Raw genomic sequence first — 17,933 nt, 5'->3', positions numbered from 1 at the left:
GGGTGAAGCTGGTGACCGCCGCCGGCGAGGAGGCCCAGCGGGCCGACGCCGAGCGGGCCGACGAGGAGAGCCGGGCCGAGCTGGAGCGGCTGAGCGCCGAGCTGGCCCGGGCCCGTGACCACACCAGGGCCGAGACCGAGCGGCTGCGCACGGAGCTGGAATCGGCCAAGAGGGAATCCGAGTCGCTGCACCGCAAGCTCCGCGCCGCCCTCAGCGACGTCAAGCGCGGAGAGGCCGCCCTGCGCAAGGCGCACGGCGAGATGGAGGCGCTCCGCACCGAGGGGCATGCCCAGGTGTCCGCAGCCGAGAGCGAGACCCGGCGGCTCAAGGCCCGGCTGGGGGAGGCCGAGGCGGCCCTGGAGGCCACGCGCCGGGCCGCCCGCGAAGGCCGCAGCGTCGAGGACATGCGGGTCCGGCTGCTGCTGGACACCCTGCTGGACGCCACCCAGGGGCTCCGGCGCGAACTGGCCCTGCCGCCGGTGTCGGTACGGCCCGCCGAGACCGTGGACGCCGTCGAGCCGGGCCGGATGACCCCGAAGGACATCGCCGCCCGCGCGCTCTCCGAGAACGACCCGCAGGTCCTCGACCAGTTGCTGGCGCTGCCGCAGGCCCATCTGGTCGTCGACGGCTACAACGTCACCAAGACCGGCTATCCGCAGATGCCGCTGGAGAAGCAGCGCCTCAGGCTGCTGGGGCAGCTCTCGCAACTGGCGGCGCAGAGCGGCGCCGAGGTGACGTGTGTCTTCGACGGTGCCGAGCTGGCCGCGCCGGTCCTGCTGGCACCGCCGCGCGGGGTGCGGGTGCTGTTCTCGAAGCCGGGCGTCACCGCCGACGAGCTCATCCGTCAACTGGTGCGCGCCGAACCACCCGGAAGGCCGGTCATCGTCGCGTCCACTGACCGGGAGGTCGCCGACGGGGTGGCCCGGGCCGGTGCCCGCCCCGTGGCCTCGGCGATGCTCCTCAAGCGTCTTTCGCGGGCCTAGGCGCCCGTACGGGCGATGCGTAACGTCCGGGCGTGATGCCCGAATTGATGAGACCTGTGGGCCACGTTGAGTCAAGTGAGTCTTACCGCCTGTGAGTCCAGGGGAAAAGTTGGCTCACTGTGACGCAATTTTTCATCTGAGGATTTGAACTGATCACAGGAAGGTCACTAGGGTCAGGCTCCGAAACCTCCGCTCGGGTGATCACTCATCGGGAGAGACGGCGGAGGGGGCAGAAGGAGCTTTCACCCGTGGCGTCCCACCGTCGTCCGAAGCAGCCGAGCCGCGCACGTGTGACCGTGCTGACCACCGCCGCCGCCGCTGCCGTCGCCTTCAGCTCGCAGGCCGCCAACGCGGCCCCCAGCGAGAAGCCGAGCAAGGACGAGGTCAAGGCGAAGGTCGACAAGCTCTACGAAGAGGCGGAGCAGGCCACCGAGAAGTACAACGGGGCCAAGGAGAAGCAGGAGAAGCTCCAGAAGGAGATCTCCACCATCCAGGACAACGTCGCCCGCGGCCAGGAGGAGCTCAACGAGCTGCGCGACAGCCTGGGCCTCGCGGCCGCGTCGCAGTACCGCACCGGCTCCATCGACCCCTCGGTCCAGCTCTTCCTCTCCTCGAACCCGGACGACTACCTCGAGAAGGCCTCCACGCTCGACCAGTTGAGCAGCCAGCAGGTCGAGGCGCTCAAGAAGGTCCAGGAGAAGCAGCGCGAACTCGCCCAGGAGCGCGCCGAGGCCTCCGAGAAGCTCAAGGACCTCGCCTCCACCCGCACCGAACTGGGCAAGAAGAAGAAGGAAGTCCAGGGCAAGCTCGGCTCCGCGCAGAAGCTGCTCAACAGCCTCACCGCCGCCGAGAAGCAGGCGCTCGCCGCCCAGCAGGACCGCGCCAGCCGGGACAGCGAGCGCGACGCCATCAGCGGCAACGTCCCGACCGGCTCGGGCCGGGCCGCCGCGGCCTACGCCTTCGCCCAGAGCCAGCTCGGCAAGCCCTACGTCTACGGCGCCACCGGCACGAGCTCCTACGACTGCTCCGGCCTCACCTCCCGGGCCTACGCGGCGGCCGGCATGCAGATCCCGCGCACCTCCGAGGCGCAGTCCCAGATCGGCACCAGGATCTCCTCGGTCAGCCAGCTCAAGGTCGGCGACCTGGTCTTCTTCTTCAACGACCTGCACCACGTCGGCCTCTACGCCGGCAACGGGCAGATCATCCACGCCCCGCGCACCGGCACGGTCGTCCGCTACGAGTCGATGGACACCATCGGCGGCCCGTTCATGTTCGGCGTCCGCGTCTGACGAACGGCACCCCCCGAGGACAACCGTGTCCGCCATTCGGGGGAATCACCACAGCCTTGAGTAAGCCCACGCCCCGCCGGTGACCTGCGTCAGCGGCGGGGCGTCGTGCCGCACACCCACGGATGGTCGTTGGCTGCCCCCGATCGCGAGGCTACTGTCTGCCGCGTTTCCATGTCCGTCAGCGGAAGGAGAGCGGCTTCCCGTGGGGTCCCATCGCCGACTTGCACCGTCCGGGTTCGACCGGGGCGCCGGTGCCGCGGTCGGTTTCCTGTCCGTCGCGGCCACCGCCCTGTGCGCGGTACCGGCCGCGTCCGCACCGCACGACGACACCCGGGCCGAGGTGGACCGCCTCTACGAGCAGGCCGAGAAGGCCACCGAGGCCTACAACGAGGCCGACGAGCGCGCCGACGAGCTGCGCGAGGAGGCCGGCAGCGCCCGGGACCGGATCGCCCGGCAGCAGCAGCGCATCAACTCCATGCGGGAGTCGCTCGGTTCGCTGGCCGGCGCCCAGTACCGCTCGGGCGGCCTCGATCCGGCCCTCGCCCTGCTGTTCTCCGACGACCCGGAGGACTACCTCGACAGGGCCGCCCGGCTGGACCGCGTCACCGCCCACCAGGCCGGTGAGCTGAGGGACCTCCAGGACGCCATGCGCGAACTCGCCCAGGACCGCGAGGAGGCCGCCGGGAAGCTCCGCGAACTGGAGAAGAGCCGCAAGACGGTCGCCGTCCACAAGAAGTCCGTCGAGCGGAAGCTCGCCACGGCCCGGCGGCTGCTGAACTCCCTGCCGGCGGCCGAGCGCGCCGCCTACGACCGGGCCTCCCGCTCCGGCCGCGGCGACCTGCCCTACCTCGGGAACGCCACCGCCGCCTCGGGACGCGGGGCCGCCGCCGTGGCCGCCGCCCGCAGCGTGGTCGGCAGGCCCTACGTCTGGGGCGCCAACGGCCCCTCCGGCTTCGACTGTTCGGGCCTGACGCAGTGGTCGTACGCGCAGGCCGGGGTCTCCCTGCCGCGCACCTCCCAGGCCCAGCGGTACACCGGCCGGCAGGTCCCGCTGTCCGAGGCGCGCCCCGGTGACCTGGTCGTCTACCGGGACGACGCCAGCCATGTCGGGATGTACATGGGCAACGGACAGGTCATCCACGCGCCCTACCCCGGCGCACCCGTGCGCTACGACCCGGTCGGGATGATGCCCGTCTCCTCGGTCACCAGGGTCTGACCCGCGCGGCCCGGCGCCCGTACGATCGGGAACGTGGCTGGTCGAAGGTCGGGGTCCGCGGTGGTGGCGCTCGTCGTGCTGCTCGTCGCCCTGGTCGGGTGCGGCGGGCGGTCCGCCGCCGACAGTGCCACGGCCGAGGTACAGCGGCTCCTGGACCGGCGGGCCGCAGCGGTCCTCGACCGCGACGAGCGGGCCTACGAACGGACGGGCACAGGGGTGGATTTCGCCCGTCTGCGCGCGGTGCCGCTGGCCGCCTGGTCGTACCGGGTGACCGAGGTGCGCCGCACCGGCGCCACCGCCACCGCCGACGCCGAACTGCGCTACCGCGTCGCCGGGTACGACCGGGCGCCGGTGACCGCGGGCCGCACCTTGCGGCTGAGCCGGGACGCGGACGGGCGGTGGTCCGTCGAAGCCGACCGGCCCGCGAAGAAGTCCGCGCAGCAACTGTGGGACCAGGGGGCGGTGCAGACCGTCCGGGGCGCCCGCAGCCTCGTCCTCGGCGTAGGGCAGTCCGGCCGGTCGCTGCGCGACTTCGCGGAACTGGCCGACCGTGCGGTGCCCGCCGTGTCGGAGGCGTGGGGCACGGACTGGTCCCGGCACGTGGTCGTACTCGTGCCGAAGTCCCTGGAGGGGATGGCGGGGCTGCTCGGCTCGCCCGCCTCCTCCTACCGCGGGATCGCGGCGGTCACCACCGGAGAGACGGGCGCTCCGGCCCGGGCGCCGGCGGACCGGATCATCGTCAACCCGGACGCCTTCGCGCTCCTCGGCAGCCTCGGCGAGCAGGTCGTCGTCACCCACGAGACCACCCATGTCGCCACCCGCGCCCACACCGGTGCCGCCACCCCCCTCTGGCTGTCCGAGGGGTACGCCGACTGGGTCGGCTACCGCGCCACCGGCCGCGTCCCCTCCGATGCCGCGCCGGAGCTGTCCCGGGCGGTGAGCCAGGGGCAGCTACCGGCCGCGCTGCCGGAGGACAAGGACTTCGGCTTCACCGGAGACGCGAGCCGCCTGGCCCGGGCCTACGAGAGCGGCTGGACGGCGTGCCGGCTGATCGCCGACCGCTGGGGCGAGTCCCGGCTGGGCGAGTTCTACCGGGCCGTCGGGGAGCACCGGAAGCGGGCCGGGGCGGTGGCGGAGGCGATGCGGGAGGTGCTGGGGACGACGCCGGAGGCCTTCACGGAGGACTGGCAGGAGTATCTGCGGGCTCAGCTCGGCTGATCGAGCAGCGCGACCGTCTCCCGCAGCCAGCCCCGTTCCGCCTCGCCCGTCGCTCGTGCGACCCGGAGCATGCCCTGGCGGAACAGGTCGTCCGCCTCCTCGGCGCGGACCGGCTTGCCGGACGCGTAGAAGAAGCTCGTCGGGGTCTCCAGGAAGTCCAGCCGGCGGCGCAGCACCGCGGCCTGCTCGTGCCGGTCGGGCAGGTGGCGCAGGAACGCCAGGACCGTGTTGAAACGGACCTGGTCGGTGATCTCGGTCTGCTTCGGCCGGCGCAGCCGCTCCAGCAGTTCCTCGCGGCCCCGGTCGGTGAGGGCGAGGATGCGGCGCGGGGCCGCGCTCGCGCCCGGCTCGGTGTGCTGGTCGAGCAGGCCCGCCCCGACCAGGCGCGTGATCGCCGGGTAGAGCGCGCCGTCGCTCACCGGCCGGACATGGCCGGACAGCGCCTTGATGCGCTCCTTGAGCTCATAGCCGTGCAGGGGCTCCTCGGCCAGGAAGCCCAGGATCGACAGCTCCAGCATGGTCCTCCTTGCGGGTGACGTCTGATGCATGCTACCTCTTAACGAGCTACCTCGATTCGAGATAGCTCGTTTCGATGGTTACTAGTGATGGTCAGGACCAGGGGGGACAACCACCGTGAACGCCCATCGCAAGCACCTGCTCCTGCTCGCCGGACCCGTCTACCTCTCGCTGCTCGCCTCCGTCGCCGCGGGGATCATCAACACCGTCTGGGTCGCCCGGCTGGGCGGACCGGCCGTGGCCGCCGTGGCCGTGGCGACCAACACGGAGAACGTGCTGCTCGGCATCGCCCTGGTCTTCGGCTCCGGCACGACCGTGCTGGTCGCACACGCCCGGGGCGCCCGCGACCCCGTGGCCGTACGGGCGGCGGTGCGCGGCGGATGGGCGCTGTGGGCGCTCGTGACGCCGCCGGTGGTGGCGGGAGGGCTGCTGGGACGCGAACCGCTGGCCCGGCTGGTGCTGGGCGGGGCCGACAGCGCCGCCCTCCCGCTCGCCGTCGCCTACTTCACGCTCTCCCTGCCGGGCATGGCCGTCTTCTTCGCCCAGCAACTCGTCGACGGCCTTCTCAAAGGCACCGGCGACACGAGAACCCCACTGCGGCTCGCCCTGCTGTCCAACGGCCTGATCCTGGCCCTCGACCCGCTCTTCATCCACCTCTACGGCGTCCAGGGCGCCGCCGCCGCCACGGTGCTGTCCCGGTCCGTGGCGCTCGCGGCGGGACTCGTCGCGGTGCGGCGCAACGCGCTGCTGCGCAAGGCACGCGAGGCGGAGGCGGGCGAGTCCCTGGCCGTCTCCCTGCGCCGGACGCTGTCGACCGGTCTGCCCATGTCCGCCGACTTCACCGTGCGGCAGACGGGCGCCCTGGTCCTGGTCGCGATCGTGGCCCGGCTCGGGGTGACGGCGGTGGCCGCGTACGCGATCGCCTACAAGGTCATGTACGTGGCGACCATGGCCTTCTACGCCGTCCGCCAGGCCGCCGCCATCCACACCGCGCACACCCGGGGCGCGGGGGAGGACGAGCGGCGGGCGATCGGGCGGCAGGCCGTGCTCGTCTCCGGCGCCCTCGGCCTCACCGCGGCCGTACTGCTGGCCGCCGGTGCCCCGTGGCTCATGGCCGCCTTCGGCGCCGGGCCCGGGGTCGCGCGCGAGGGGGTGCTGTTTCTGCGCTGCGTCGGGCCCTGGCTGCTGCTGATGGCCTGTCTCATCGCGCTCGGCGGGGTCTTCGAGGGCAGCGGGGCCGCCTCGGCGCTGCTGCGGGTGACCGTGCTCGGGACCGCGGTCCAACTGGCGCTCGCGTACAGCCTGACGGGGCTCGGGCTGCCGGGGGTGTGTCTCGCGCTGGCGCTCGCGACAGCACTGCAGTGCGCGCTGGCGGGCGTGCTGTTCCGGCGGGCCCCGGCTCAGGAGGAGACGGGGGTCTCGCCGGCGCGGGCGGGCTGAGACGGCAGGGGAGCGGGGACCGTGCGCGGCACCGTCGCCTTCCACAGGGCGCGAGCCGCGAGGAGGGTGGCGGCCACCAGGAGGCCGTTGCGCAGGAACAGCAGGGTGAGGCCGAGGCCGTCGCTGGCCACCACGTTGGCGAAGTAGAGCGGGAACTCCAGCACCGTCACGAAGCACGCCACCAGGACGAGGCCGACCGGCAGCCGCATCCGGCTCCCGGGGAAGCAGAGGCACACCGCGGCCAGCCCGACCAGCCACACCATGTACTGCGGGCTGATCACCCGGCTGGTGGTCGTGAACATCAGCACCGCCACGAAGGCCGCGTCGGCGAGCGTGTGCTCCTCGAAGCGCCGGGCCAGCAGCCGCCACAGCACCAGCCAGCCGAAGGCCGCACCGGTCAGGAACAGGGCGCCCGTGCTCACCTCGCTCACATACGGCCCGAGGAACTCGATCGAGCCGTAGTTCAGCAGCACCGTGCCCTGCCAGCCGAAGTGCCGGGCGACATGGAAGACGAGCGCGCCGAGCGACTCCACCTCGGTGCCCCGGTCGCGCTGGAAGGTCAGGAAGGCGAACCCGCCGGGCATGGCCAGGGCGAAGACGCCCGTCACCGCGATGCCGGTCACCAGGGCCGACACCCAGGCGCTCCGCCGGCAGGCGGCCAGCAGGAGCATCGCCGGCCAGACCTTCAGCAGCGCGCCGAACGCCGCCAGCGCCCCCATCGCCTTCGGGTGCCGGGCCCCGGCGAGCAGCGCGGCCACCGCCACGGCCGTGACCATCACGTCGTAGCGCGCGTACACCGTCGGACCCAGCAGCGGGACACCCACGACCCAGACCCAGGCGCCGCGCAGGGTCCGGCCGGGCCGCCGCCCGGCGTACGCCAGCAGGGCCAGGACGGCCAGGTCGGTGACGCAGACCAGGACGAAGAACGCGGTCGCGTAGTGCAGGAAGGGCAGCAGCGCGGGGGAGAGGATCGCCAGGGCGGCGGCGGGCGGGTACTGCCAGGTGACGTCGTTCTGAGGGAACGTTCCGGTGCGCAGGACGTCGTACCAGCCCTGGTAGATCACGTGCACGTCGCTCGTCACGTCCGGGCCCGGGAAGACGTACACCTTCATCACGAACAGCAGCAGCGCCGGCCTCGTGAGACACCAGATCACCGGCAGCCATGCCAGGGACCGCCTCGTGCCCGTCCTCTTCACCTGATCCCTGCCCGTCCGCGTGCTCCGTCGATGGGGTCATGATGTCCCGGAGAGCTGTGAGCGTGCCATAAGAGCTGCCCCGCACGGCTGTGAGGGTCGGGTTCGGTAGGGTCGGCGACGTGCGCAAGACCCTGATCGTGACCAACGACTTCCCGCCCCGGCCCGGCGGCATCCAGGCGTTTCTGCACAACATGGCGCTGCGGCTGGACCCGCAGCAGTTGGTCGTCTACGCGTCGACGTGGAAGCGGAGCCGGGAAGGTGTCGCGGCGACGGCCGCCTTCGACGCCGAACAGCCCTTCACCGTCGTACGGGACCGTACGACCATGCTGCTGCCGACACCCGCCGTCACCCGGCGTGCCGTCGGGCTGCTGCGGGAGCACGGCTGCACCTCGGTGTGGTTCGGGGCGGCGGCGCCGCTCGGCCTGATGGCCCCGGCGCTGCGCGACGCGGGCGCCGAGCGGCTGGTGGCCACCACGCACGGGCACGAGGCCGGCTGGGCCCAGCTTCCCGCGGCCCGGCAGCTACTGCGCCGGATCGGGGACTCCACGGACACGGTCACCTACCTCGGCGAGTACACGCGCTCGCGGATCGCCGGCGCGCTGAGCCCGCGGGCGGCCGCACGGATGGCGCAGCTTCCGCCCGGGGTCGACGAGAAGACCTTCCACCCGGACTCGGGCGGCGACGAGATCCGGGCGCGGCTCGGGCTGACGGACCGGCCGGTGATCGTGTGCGTGTCCCGGCTGGTGCGGCGCAAGGGGCAGGACACGCTGATCCGGGCCATGCCCCGGATCCTGGCCGCCGAGCCCGACGCCGTACTGCTGATCGTCGGGGGCGGCCCGTACGAGGGTGACCTGCGCAAGCTGGCCCAGGAGACCGGAGTCGCCGCCTCCGTCCGCTTCACCGGGGCCGTCCCCTGGTCCGAGCTTCCCGCCCACTACGGCGCCGGGGACGTCTTCGCCATGCCCTGCCGGACCCGGCGCGGCGGCCTCGACGTCGAGGGCCTCGGGATCGTCTACCTGGAGGCCTCGGCGACCGGGCTGCCCGTCGTCGCCGGCGACTCCGGCGGCGCGCCGGACGCGGTCCTCGACGGCGAGACGGGCTGGGTCGTCCGGGGCGGTTCGGCGGAGGAGACCGCCGAGCGGGTGGTCACGCTCCTCGGGGACGCCGAGCTGCGCCGGAGGATGGGGGAGCGGGGCCGGGAGTGGGTCGAGGAGAAGTGGCGCTGGGACCTGCTGGCCGAGAAGCTCAAAGCTTTGCTCTGAGCGGGGCTCCCGGACCCTAGGCGGAACGTAAAAATCCGCACATGCTGCGCGCATGACAGCAAAACTGATACGTCATCAACTGACGAGACGTCAAATCTTGGGCATGATAGCCCTCCAGACGGCCGCCGCGTCCGGCCTCACCCGCATCGGTCTGCAGTCCGCGTCGGCCGTCGAACCGGCCGCCGTGGACAACGCGCCCGCCATCGTCGTCGGTTCCGGCTACGGCGGCGCCGTGGCCGCCCTCCGCCTCGGTCAGGCCGGCATCCGCACCCTCGTCCTGGAAATGGGCCGGCTCTGGAACACCCCCGGCCCCGACGGCAAGATCTTCTGCTCCACCCGCACCCCGGACCGGCGCTCCATGTGGTTCCGTACCCGCACGGAGGCCCCGCTGGCCACCTTCCTGTGGCTGGACCTGGTCAACAAGGACATCAGCGCCTACCCGGGCGTTCTGGACCGCGTGCACTACGACCACATGTCCGTGTACGTCGGCCGAGGCGTCGGCGGCGGGTCCCTGGTCAACGGCGGCATGGCGGTGACCCCGCTCCGGTCCTACTTCGCCGAGCAGTTCCCGACCGTGGACACCGCGGAGATGTACGGCACGTACTTCCCGCGCGCCCGCTCCATGCTCGGCGTCAACACCATCGACCCGGCCTGGTTCGAGTCCACCGAGTGGTACCGCTTCACCCGGATCTCCCGCAAACACGCGGACAACGCCGGGCTGAAGACCACCTTCGTGCCCAACGTCTACGACTTCGGCCACATGGAGCGCGAGGCGGCCGGCACGGCGACCGGATCCGCGCTCGCGGGCGAGGTCATCTACGGCAACAACCACGGCAAGCGCAGCCTCGACAAGACCTACCTCGCCTCCGCGCTCGGCACCGGGAACGTCACCCTCCACACCATGGAGCGGGTGACCTCGATCAGCAGGGCCGCCGACGGGACGTACGTCCTGAGCGCCGACCGGATCGACGACACCGGCACGGTCGTCGAGACCAAGGAGTACGCCTGCACCTACCTCTTCCTCGGCGGCGGCAGCATCGGTACGACGGAACTCCTGGTCCGCGCCCGGGAGTCGGGCACCCTGCCCGCCCTGGACGCGAGCGTCGGCACCGGCTGGGGCACCAACGGCAACGTGATGCTCGGCCGGGCCAACCACCTGTGGGACACGGTGGGCGCGAACCAGTCGACCATGCCGGTCATGGGCATCGACGACTGGGCCAACACGGCCAACCCCGTCTTCGCCGAGATCGCGCCCCTGCCCATGGGGCTCGAACACTGGGTCAGCCTCTATCTGGCGATCACCAAGAACCCGGAGCGGGCGTCCTTCTCGTACGACCCGGCGAGCGGCGCCGTGCGGCTCGGATGGAGCGCGGCGCAGAGTGCCGTGTCGGTGGGCATGGCGAAGAAACTGTTCGACCGGATCAACAGGGCGAACGCCACGATCTACCGGTACGACCTGTTCGGCTCGGGCAACAAGGTCTTCGCCGACGATTTCACGTACCACCCGCTGGGCGGCTGTGTGCTGGGCCGGGCGACGGACGACTACGGGCGGGTCAGGGGCTACCGCAGGCTCTACGTCACCGACGGCTCGCTGGTGCCCGGGTCGATCGGCGTCAACCCCTTCGTGACCATCACGGCCCTCGCCGAACGCACGATGGCGCGGGTCCTCGTGGAGGACACCGCGCCATGACGCCGCTCGCGCACTACTTGGCGTAGATCGCCTCGACCTCGTGCGCGTAGTCCTTCGCCACCACGTTCCGCTTCAGCTTCAGTGAGGGGGTCAGGTGGCCCGAATCCTCCGTGAACTGGGAGGACAGAACGCGGAACTTCCGCACCGATTCCGCCTTCGACACCGCGGCGTTGCCGTCGTCGATCGCCGTCTGGATCGCGGCCAGCAGGTCCGGGTCCTCGCACAGCGACGCCGCGGTGGAACCCGCCGGCTTGCCGTGGTCCGCGCACCAGCGGCCCAGGAACTCCTCGTCGATGGTGACCAGCGCGCCCACGAACGGCCGCCCGTCGCCCACCACCATGCACTCCGCCACCAGCGCGTGCGCCCGGATGCGGTCCTCGATCACGGCCGGGGCGACGTTCTTGCCGCCCGCGGTGACGATGATCTCCTTCTTGCGGCCGGTGATCTTGAGGTAGCCGTCCTCGTCGAGGGTGCCGATGTCACCGGTGTGGAACCAGCCGTCGGCCAGCGCCTCCCCGGTCGCGCCGGGGTTGTTCCAGTACTCCTTGAACAGGTGCTCGCCGTGCAGCAGCACCTCGCCGTCGTCGGCGATCCGGACCACCGAGCCGGGCAGCGGCTGGCCGACCGTGCCGATCTTCTGCCGGTCCCAGGGGTTGAACGCCGTGGCCGCGCAGGACTCGGTCAGGCCGTAGCCCTCCAGGACCGTGAAGCCGATGCCGCGGAAGAAGTGGCCCAGTCGCTCGCCCAGCGGGGCGCCACCGGAGATGGCGTACTCGCCCCGGCCGCCGAGGACCGCGCGGAGCTTGCTGTAGACGAGCTTGTCGAACGTCTTGTGCTTGATCTTCAGGCCGAAGGACGGGCCCGAGGGAGTGTCCAGCGCCTTGCTGTAGGCGATCGCGGTGTCGGCGGCCTTGTCGAAGATCTTGCCCTTGCCGTCGGCCTGCGCCTTGGCGCGCGCCGAGTTGTAGACCTTCTCGAAGACGCGCGGTACGCCGAGGATCAGCGTCGGGCGGAACGAGGCCAGCTCGTCGGTGAGGTTCTTGATGTCCGGGACGCAGCCGAGCTTGATCGGCGCCATCATGGGCGCGATCTGCACCAGCCGCCCGAAGACGTGCGCGAGCGGCAGGAAGAGGAGCACCGAGCACTCGCCCGTGCGGAACAGCGGACGCAGCCGCTCCACGATGTTGCCGCACTCGGCGAAGAAGCTGCGGTGGGTGAGCACACAGCCCTTGGGGCGGCCGGTGGTGCCCGAGGTGTAGACGATGGTCGCCGGGTCGTCGGCCTTGGCGATCGAGCCGCGCTCCTCGACCGTCCGGTCGGTGACGTCCTGCCCGAGCCGGCCCAGTTCGTCGAGACCGCCGCCGTCGATCTGCCACACGTGCTTCAGCGCCGGCAGCCGGTCGCGCACCGACTCGACGGCGGCCGTGTGCGCGTCCGACTCCACGATGCACGCGGTGGCGCCCGAGTCACCGAGGATCCATTGCACCTGCTCCGGCGAACTGGTCTCGTACACCGGCACGGTCACCGCGCCCGCGCTCCAGATCGCGAAGTCCAGCAGCGTCCACTCGTAGCGCGTGCGGGACATCAGGCCCACCCGGTCGCCAGGCTGGACACCGGCGGCGATCAGCCCCTTCGCGGCCGTGTGCACCTCGGCGAGGAAGGCGGTGGCCGTGACGTCCTGCCAGGTACCGCCGATCTTGCGGGCGATGACGGCGACGTCCGGGTGCTGCGCGGCGTTTCTGCGGACGATGTCGGTGAGATTTCCGTCCGCAGGGACCTCGTACAAAGCCGGAAGGCTGAACTCGCGCAAGACTGCTGCTCCTCATAGGGCGCCGGCGCCACGACGTTGTGTGCTGCGACGGTGCGGTCCAAGGCTCGGGCAGGTACTCAGGCATTCACTTGTTGAAATGCAGAGCACGACTGGACGGCCCGGACGTTACCCGCCGGTATGGCTTCTGCGACAGGGGTTCCTGTCGAGATGTTCGCTGCGTCACACACTTGGGTATTCCTTCGCGCACAGTAGTCCACGTACTAACTGACTGGCCAGTAACCGCAGGTAGGGCCGCCACTGTTCACAAGGACAGCGCTCGGCCTACTCTTGATCGCCATGGCACCCACACCAGCCGGAAACCACAGGACGCGCGTGCACGTGGTGAGCGACGTGCACGGCAACGCCCGTGACCTGGCCAGGGCCGGCGAGGGCGCCGACGCCCTGATCTGCCTGGGCGACCTCGTCCTCTTCCTCGACTACGCCGACCACTCGCGCGGCATCTTCCCCGACCTGTTCGGCGTCGAGAACGCCGACCGCCTCGTGGCGCTGCGCACCGCCCGCCGCTTCGAGGAGGCACGGGAGCTCGGGGCCCGGCTGTGGGCCGGGGTCGGCGCGGACCGGGCCTCGGTGATCGAGAAGGCCGTGCGCAAGCAGTACGCCGAGATGTTCGCCGCGTTCCCCACTCCTACGTACGCGACCTACGGCAACGTCGACATGCCGCCGCTGTGGCAGGAGTACGCCGGGCCCGGCACGACCGTCCTCGACGGCGAGCGCGTCGAGATCGGCGGCCGGGTCTTCGGCTTCGTGGGCGGCGGCCTGCGCACACCGATGCGGACGCCGTACGAGATCAGCGACGAGGAGTACGCGGCGAAGATCGAGGCCGTGGGCGAGGTCGACGTGCTCTGCACGCACATCCCGCCCGAGGTTCCCGAACTGGTCTACGACACCGTCGCCCGCCGCTTCGAGCGGGGCAGCCGCGCCCTGCTGGACGCCATCCACCGCACCCGGCCCCGGTACGCCCTGTTCGGGCACGTGCACCAGCCGCTCACGCGGCGCATGCGGATCGGGGCCACCGAGTGCGTGAACGTGGGGCACTTCGCGGGGACCGGGACGCCCTGGGCGCTGGAATGGTGAGGACGTCCCAGGTCGGGTGAGATCGGCGGGCCCCGTGCGCGGTAGCCTTCACGCTGCACACACGTGCGCACGACGACGTCTTACCGGCCCGTATCTGGAGGAGCCACGGCGATGGCGGAACACACCAGCTCGAGCATCACCATCGAGGCAGCCCCGGCCGACGTCATGGCGGTCATCTCCGACTTCGCCCGCTACCCGGACTGGACCGGCGAGGTGAAGGAGGCGGAGGTCCTCAAGACCGACGAGGAGGGCCGCGCCGAGCAGGTGCGCCTCGTCATGGACGCGGGTGCGATCAAGGACGACCAGGTGCTCGGATACACCTGGACCGGCGAGAACGAGGTGTCCTGGACGCTGGTGAAGTCCCAGATGCTGCGGTCTCTGGACGGCTCGTACATCCTCAAGCCCGCCGGGGCGGGGAGTACGGAGGTCACCTATGTGCTGACCGTGGACGTCAAGATTCCGATGCTCGGGATGATCAAGCGGAAGGCCGAGAAGGTCATCATCGACCGGGCGTTGGCGGGGTTGAAGAAGCGCGTGGAATCGGGCAAGTAGCTACGCCACCCGACGTCGGCGGCGACACCGGGCACCTTGTCGACGCCCGGTACCGTTCATCCCCATGCGCACCATCCTGATCATGGGCCCCGGCGGTAGCGGGCGTACCACGCTCGCCGCTGCCACCGCGGTCACCGCCGCCCGCGAGGGCACCCGCACTCTCGTCCTCAGTACCGACCGCACCGACACCCTCGGTGCCGCGCTGGGGAGCGGCACGGGGCCTGAGCCCGTCGAAGTCGCACCCTGTCTGACGGCCTGGCGGCCCGACCCCGCCCAGGACTTCCGCAAAGACCTCACCGCCCTTCAGGACCGTGCCTCCTCCGCCCTGGACCTCCTCGGTGCCTCCCGGCTGGACCCGGAGGAACTCACCCCGCTGCCCGGCGCGGAGGAACTCGCCCTGCTGCGCGCCCTGCGCGACGCGGCCCTGTCGGAGTCGTACGACCTCCTCGTCGTCGACCTGCCGCCGGCGCCGCAGGCCCTCGCCCTCCTCGCCCTGCCCGAGGAGCTGCGCCGCTACCTGCGCCGTCTGCTGCCGCCCGAACGGCAGGCCGCCCGCGCCCTGCGCCCCGTCCTGGGACGGCTCGCCGGCGTTCCCATGCCCGCCGAGTGGCTGTACGAGACGGCGGGCCGCTGGGATCTGGAGCTGGCGGCCGTGGAGGCGATCGTCGCCGACCGCGACACCGTCGTACGGCTGGTCGCCGAGCCCGGCCCGGCCGGTGCCGACGCCGTCCGCACCGCCGGCCTCGGCCTCGCCCTGCGCGGCCTGCGTACCGACGTCGTGGTCGCCAACCGCGTCCTGCCCGAGGCGTCCCCGGACACCTGGCTCGCCGGGCCGGTCGCCCAGCAGCGCAAGACGCTGGAGGAGTGGCGGGAGGCGTACGACGTGCGCACCGTCGCCCACCTGGGACGCGACCCGCGCGGCGCCGACGACCTCACCGCCCTCGCGGCGCCCGGCGCCCAGCACGCCGGCAACCCGGTCGAATGGCCCGTGACCGACCGGCTCGGCGAGGACGGTGTGCTCGTCTGGCACATCCCGCTGCCCGGCGCCATACGCGAGGAACTGGACCTCGTCCGGCGCGGCGACGAACTGGTCGTCACCGCGGGGCGGTTCCGCCGAATCGTCCCGCTGCCCTCCGCGCTGCGCCGCTGCACCGTCGACGGGGCCGCCCTGCGCGAGGGCGAGCTGCGCGTCCGCTTCGCACCCGACCCGAAACTGTGGCCGACGGCCCGGTGAGCGCGGTACGCCCGTTCGGGTAACGTCGTAGAGACGAACCGTAGTCAGGAGTCCGTCATGAGCGAAGAGCTCCCCCCGTCCGACGCCGCCCGCGAAGAGGCCGTGGACGAGGTACGGGCGACCGACGCCGACGCCTGGGCGACCGCGTGCGCCGAGGACCTCGAAGCGGAGAAGGCCCGCCGCCGTGCTCAGTACGGCACGCCTCCGGGTTCCGCGGCCGAGGAACTGAAGAAGCTCGTCGACGCCGTCGCGGACAAGCTGTCCGGCATCGAGTCCCCGCTGTTCGGCGCGGTCGCCGGGCCCGCCGCGCAGCAGGTCGTCCGGCAGGTCGTCCAACAGGCCAAGGACGCCGTGGAACCCGTCATCGAGCGCAACCCGGACGTCTTCGACCACCTGGCGGCGGCCGGGAACGAACTGCTCGCCGCCTACCGCTCCGCCGTGCAGGCCCAGGAGCGGAGCTGGACCGGCCGCGACGACGACACCGATCCCCGTGACCTGGACGAACGCCGTGACCGGGGCGACGACGACGGCCCCGGGGAGCGCATCGACCTGGACTGAGCCCCCGGCCGAGCCCTCGGCCTCTCGGGTACCGTTGCCCATAGCGGGGCTCGACCGAAACTGAGGGATTCATGGGACTCACCATCGGCGTCGACATCGGCGGCACGAAGATCGCGGCCGGCGTGGTCGATGAGGAAGGCAACATCCTCTCGACCCACAAGGTGCCGACCCCGGGTACGGCCGAGGGCATCGTGGACGCCATCGCCTCGGCGGTGGAAGGCGCACGCGTCGGGCACGACATCGTCGGCGTGGGCATCGGCGCGGCCGGCTATGTGAACCGGCAGCGCTCCGAGGTCTACTTCGCGCCCAACATCCACTGGCGCAACGAGCCGCTCAAGGAGAAGGTCGAGGCCCGCGTGGGCCTTCCGGTGGTCGTCGAGAACGACGCGAACGCCGCGGCGTGGGGCGAGTACAAGTTCGGCGGGGGCAAGGGCCACCGCAACGTCATCTGCATCACCCTGGGTACCGGCCTCGGCGGCGGCATCATCATCGGCAACAAGCTGCGCCGCGGGCACTTCGGCGTGGCAGCCGAATTCGGCCACATCCGCATGGTGCCGGACGGCCTGCTGTGCGGCTGCGGCTCGCAGGGCTGCTGGGAGCAGTACGCCTCGGGCCGCGCGCTCGTCCGGTACGCCAAGCAGCGCGCCAACGCCACCCCGGAGAACGCCGAGATCCTGCTCGGCCTCGGCAACGGCACGCCCGAGGGCATCGAGGGCAAGCACATCTCCATGGCCGCCCGCCAGGGCGACCGCGTGGCCGTCGACTCCTACCGCGAGCTGGCCCGCTGGGTCGGCGCGGGCCTCGCCGACCTCGCCTCCCTCTTCGACCCCTCCGCGTTCATCGTGGGCGGCGGCCTCTCCGACGAGGGCGAACTGGTCCTCGGCCCGATCCGCAAGTCCTACAAGCGCTGGCTGGTCGGCGGCAACTGGCGCCCGGTGGCGGAGGTAAGAGCGGCCGAACTGGGCAACAAGGCAGGCCTGGTCGGCGCGGCGGACCTGGCGAGGGAACCCGACCCGATCATGTAATCGCCCCAAGGGGCGCGGGGAACTGCGCGATCAGCCACATCCGACCGGCACTCGCGCACAATCCCCGCGCCCCGCCCCATTGGGCGTAAATTGCTCACATGCCCCTGCTCCCCAACTCCCGTACCGAACCCGACGGTTCCGTGGTCATCAGGGTCCTCAGCTACAACATCCGCTCGATGCGCGACGACACAGCCGCCCTGGCTCGCGTGATCAGGGGCTGCGGCCCCGACCTGGTCCTCGTCCAAGAAGCCCCCCGCTTCTTCCGCTGGCGCAAGAAACTCGCCCGCCTGGCCCGCGCGGCCGACCTCGTCATCCTCACCGGCGGCGCCACAGCCGCGGGCCCGGCGATCCTCTGCTCGCTCCGGGCGACGATCGAGCGCACGGAGGACGTCCTCCTGCCCCTCACCCCCGGCCTGCACCGCCGCGGCTTCGCCACCGCCGTCGTCCGGTTCGCCGGCACCCGGCTCGGCGTCCTGAGCTGCCATCTGTCGCTGCAGAAGGACGAACGCTACGAGCAGGGCGGCATGCTCCTCGACCGGCTCGCCGGGATGGGCGTGGAGCACGCGATCGCCGGCGGTGACCTGAACGAGCGCCCGGACGGCCGCACCTTCCGCCGGCTGACCGACGGTCTCACCGACTGCTGGGCCGCCGCGCCCTGGGGCGGCGAGCACACCTGGACCCCCGCCGACCCCTACCAGCGCATCGACGCGATCTTCGCGACCAAGGGCATCGAGGTACTGGGCTGCGGCGTGCCGGCCGGTCACCCCGGGGTGACCGACACAGACCAGAGGGGGGCCCCCGACCAACACCCCGGCCAGGCCGCCCACAAGATTACCGGTCGCGTATAAA

General features: G+C 71.7%; 16 protein-coding genes. 13 read left to right on the top strand and 3 right to left on the bottom strand.

Going from position 1 to position 17,933, the window contains the following annotated elements:
* The 4 genes from ACFTZL_RS22895 to ACFTZL_RS22880 form a co-directional block, all read left to right on the top strand.
* A partial coding sequence (locus tag ACFTZL_RS22895) for an NYN domain-containing protein (protein ID WP_382585793.1) occupies window positions 1-983 on the top strand: 983 nt, incomplete at its 5' end.
* Window positions 984-1,231: 248 nt separating this feature from the next.
* The gene (locus ACFTZL_RS22890) at window positions 1,232-2,272 is read left to right on the top strand and encodes an NlpC/P60 family protein (RefSeq protein ID WP_382585790.1); all 1,041 of its coding nucleotides are present in this window, start codon (window positions 1,232-1,234) and stop codon (window positions 2,270-2,272) included.
* A 202-nt stretch (window positions 2,273-2,474) separates the two neighbouring features.
* Window positions 2,475-3,488 carry an NlpC/P60 family protein gene (locus ACFTZL_RS22885; RefSeq protein WP_382585787.1) on the top strand — a complete coding sequence of 338 codons (1,014 nt, stop codon included), beginning with the start codon at window positions 2,475-2,477 and terminating at the stop codon, window positions 3,486-3,488.
* Between the two features lie 33 nt (window positions 3,489-3,521).
* Window positions 3,522-4,706 (top strand): hypothetical protein, encoded by a 1,185-nt coding sequence (locus ACFTZL_RS22880; RefSeq protein WP_382585785.1) that lies wholly within the window; start codon window positions 3,522-3,524, stop codon window positions 4,704-4,706.
* On the opposite strand, the gene ACFTZL_RS22875 is transcribed toward ACFTZL_RS22880, so the two are convergent.
* Window positions 4,694-5,224: a PadR family transcriptional regulator gene (locus ACFTZL_RS22875; RefSeq protein ID WP_382585782.1), complete on the bottom strand. Its 531-nt coding sequence runs from the start codon at window positions 5,222-5,224 to the stop codon at window positions 4,694-4,696. The two genes, ACFTZL_RS22880 and ACFTZL_RS22875, sit on opposite strands and share 13 nt — an antisense overlap.
* Before the next feature lie 115 nt (window positions 5,225-5,339).
* Here ACFTZL_RS22875 and ACFTZL_RS22870 point away from each other — a divergent pair, with 115 nt between their 5' ends.
* Window positions 5,340-6,662 carry an MATE family efflux transporter gene (locus ACFTZL_RS22870; protein ID WP_382585779.1) on the top strand — a complete coding sequence of 441 codons (1,323 nt, stop codon included), beginning with the start codon at window positions 5,340-5,342 and terminating at the stop codon, window positions 6,660-6,662.
* Here ACFTZL_RS22870 and ACFTZL_RS22865 read toward each other — a convergent pair.
* The gene (locus ACFTZL_RS22865; protein ID WP_382585776.1) at window positions 6,623-7,858 is read right to left on the bottom strand and encodes a glycosyltransferase 87 family protein; all 1,236 of its coding nucleotides are present in this window, start codon (window positions 7,856-7,858) and stop codon (window positions 6,623-6,625) included. The genes ACFTZL_RS22870 and ACFTZL_RS22865 overlap by 40 nt on opposite strands.
* Window positions 7,859-7,977: 119 nt before the next feature.
* Here ACFTZL_RS22865 and ACFTZL_RS22860 point away from each other — a divergent pair, with 119 nt between their 5' ends.
* Together ACFTZL_RS22860 and ACFTZL_RS22855 are read left to right on the top strand one after the other, a co-directional pair.
* On the top strand, window positions 7,978-9,120 hold the full coding sequence (locus ACFTZL_RS22860) for a glycosyltransferase family 4 protein (RefSeq protein ID WP_382585773.1): 1,143 nt from the start codon (window positions 7,978-7,980) through the stop codon (window positions 9,118-9,120).
* A gap of 103 nt (window positions 9,121-9,223) precedes the next feature.
* Entirely contained in the window at window positions 9,224-10,810 is a 1,587-nt protein-coding gene (locus tag ACFTZL_RS22855; RefSeq protein ID WP_382585770.1) for a GMC oxidoreductase, read from the top strand.
* A 13-nt stretch (window positions 10,811-10,823) separates the two neighbouring features.
* On the opposite strand, the gene ACFTZL_RS22850 is transcribed toward ACFTZL_RS22855, so the two are convergent.
* Window positions 10,824-12,620 carry an AMP-dependent synthetase/ligase gene (locus ACFTZL_RS22850; RefSeq protein WP_382585767.1) on the bottom strand — a complete coding sequence of 599 codons (1,797 nt, stop codon included), beginning with the start codon at window positions 12,618-12,620 and terminating at the stop codon, window positions 10,824-10,826.
* Window positions 12,621-12,959: 339 nt separating this feature from the next.
* Between ACFTZL_RS22850 and ACFTZL_RS22845 the strand changes: the two genes are divergently transcribed.
* The 6 genes from ACFTZL_RS22845 (at window position 12,960) to ACFTZL_RS22820 (ending at window position 17,932) form a co-directional block, all read left to right on the top strand.
* Window positions 12,960-13,715 (top strand): metallophosphoesterase, encoded by a 756-nt coding sequence (locus ACFTZL_RS22845; RefSeq protein WP_382585796.1) that lies wholly within the window; start codon window positions 12,960-12,962, stop codon window positions 13,713-13,715.
* Window positions 13,716-13,826: 111 nt separating this feature from the next.
* The gene (locus tag ACFTZL_RS22840; protein WP_382585764.1) at window positions 13,827-14,267 is read left to right on the top strand and encodes an SRPBCC family protein; all 441 of its coding nucleotides are present in this window, start codon (window positions 13,827-13,829) and stop codon (window positions 14,265-14,267) included.
* A 64-nt stretch (window positions 14,268-14,331) separates the two neighbouring features.
* Entirely contained in the window at window positions 14,332-15,501 is a 1,170-nt protein-coding gene (locus tag ACFTZL_RS22835; RefSeq protein WP_382585761.1) for an ArsA family ATPase, read from the top strand.
* Window positions 15,502-15,558: 57 nt separating this feature from the next.
* The gene (locus ACFTZL_RS22830) at window positions 15,559-16,059 is read left to right on the top strand and encodes a DUF5304 domain-containing protein (protein WP_382585758.1); all 501 of its coding nucleotides are present in this window, start codon (window positions 15,559-15,561) and stop codon (window positions 16,057-16,059) included.
* Between the two features lie 71 nt (window positions 16,060-16,130).
* Window positions 16,131-17,084, top strand: a complete 954-nt coding sequence (locus ACFTZL_RS22825; protein ID WP_215121994.1) for an ROK family glucokinase — start codon at window positions 16,131-16,133, stop codon at window positions 17,082-17,084.
* 98 nt (window positions 17,085-17,182) lie between these two features.
* Complete coding sequence (locus tag ACFTZL_RS22820) at window positions 17,183-17,932, top strand: endonuclease/exonuclease/phosphatase family protein (protein ID WP_382585755.1); 750 nt, start codon at window positions 17,183-17,185, stop codon at window positions 17,930-17,932.
* Window position 17,933 lies beyond the last annotated feature (1 nt).

It is taken from the genome of Streptomyces sp. NPDC056948 (genome assembly GCF_042674225.1).
Lineage (GTDB): Bacteria > Actinomycetota > Actinomycetes > Streptomycetales > Streptomycetaceae > Streptomyces > Streptomyces purpurascens.
Note: the sequence above shows the minus strand (reverse complement) of the source record. Positions and strands in the feature narration are given on the sequence as shown.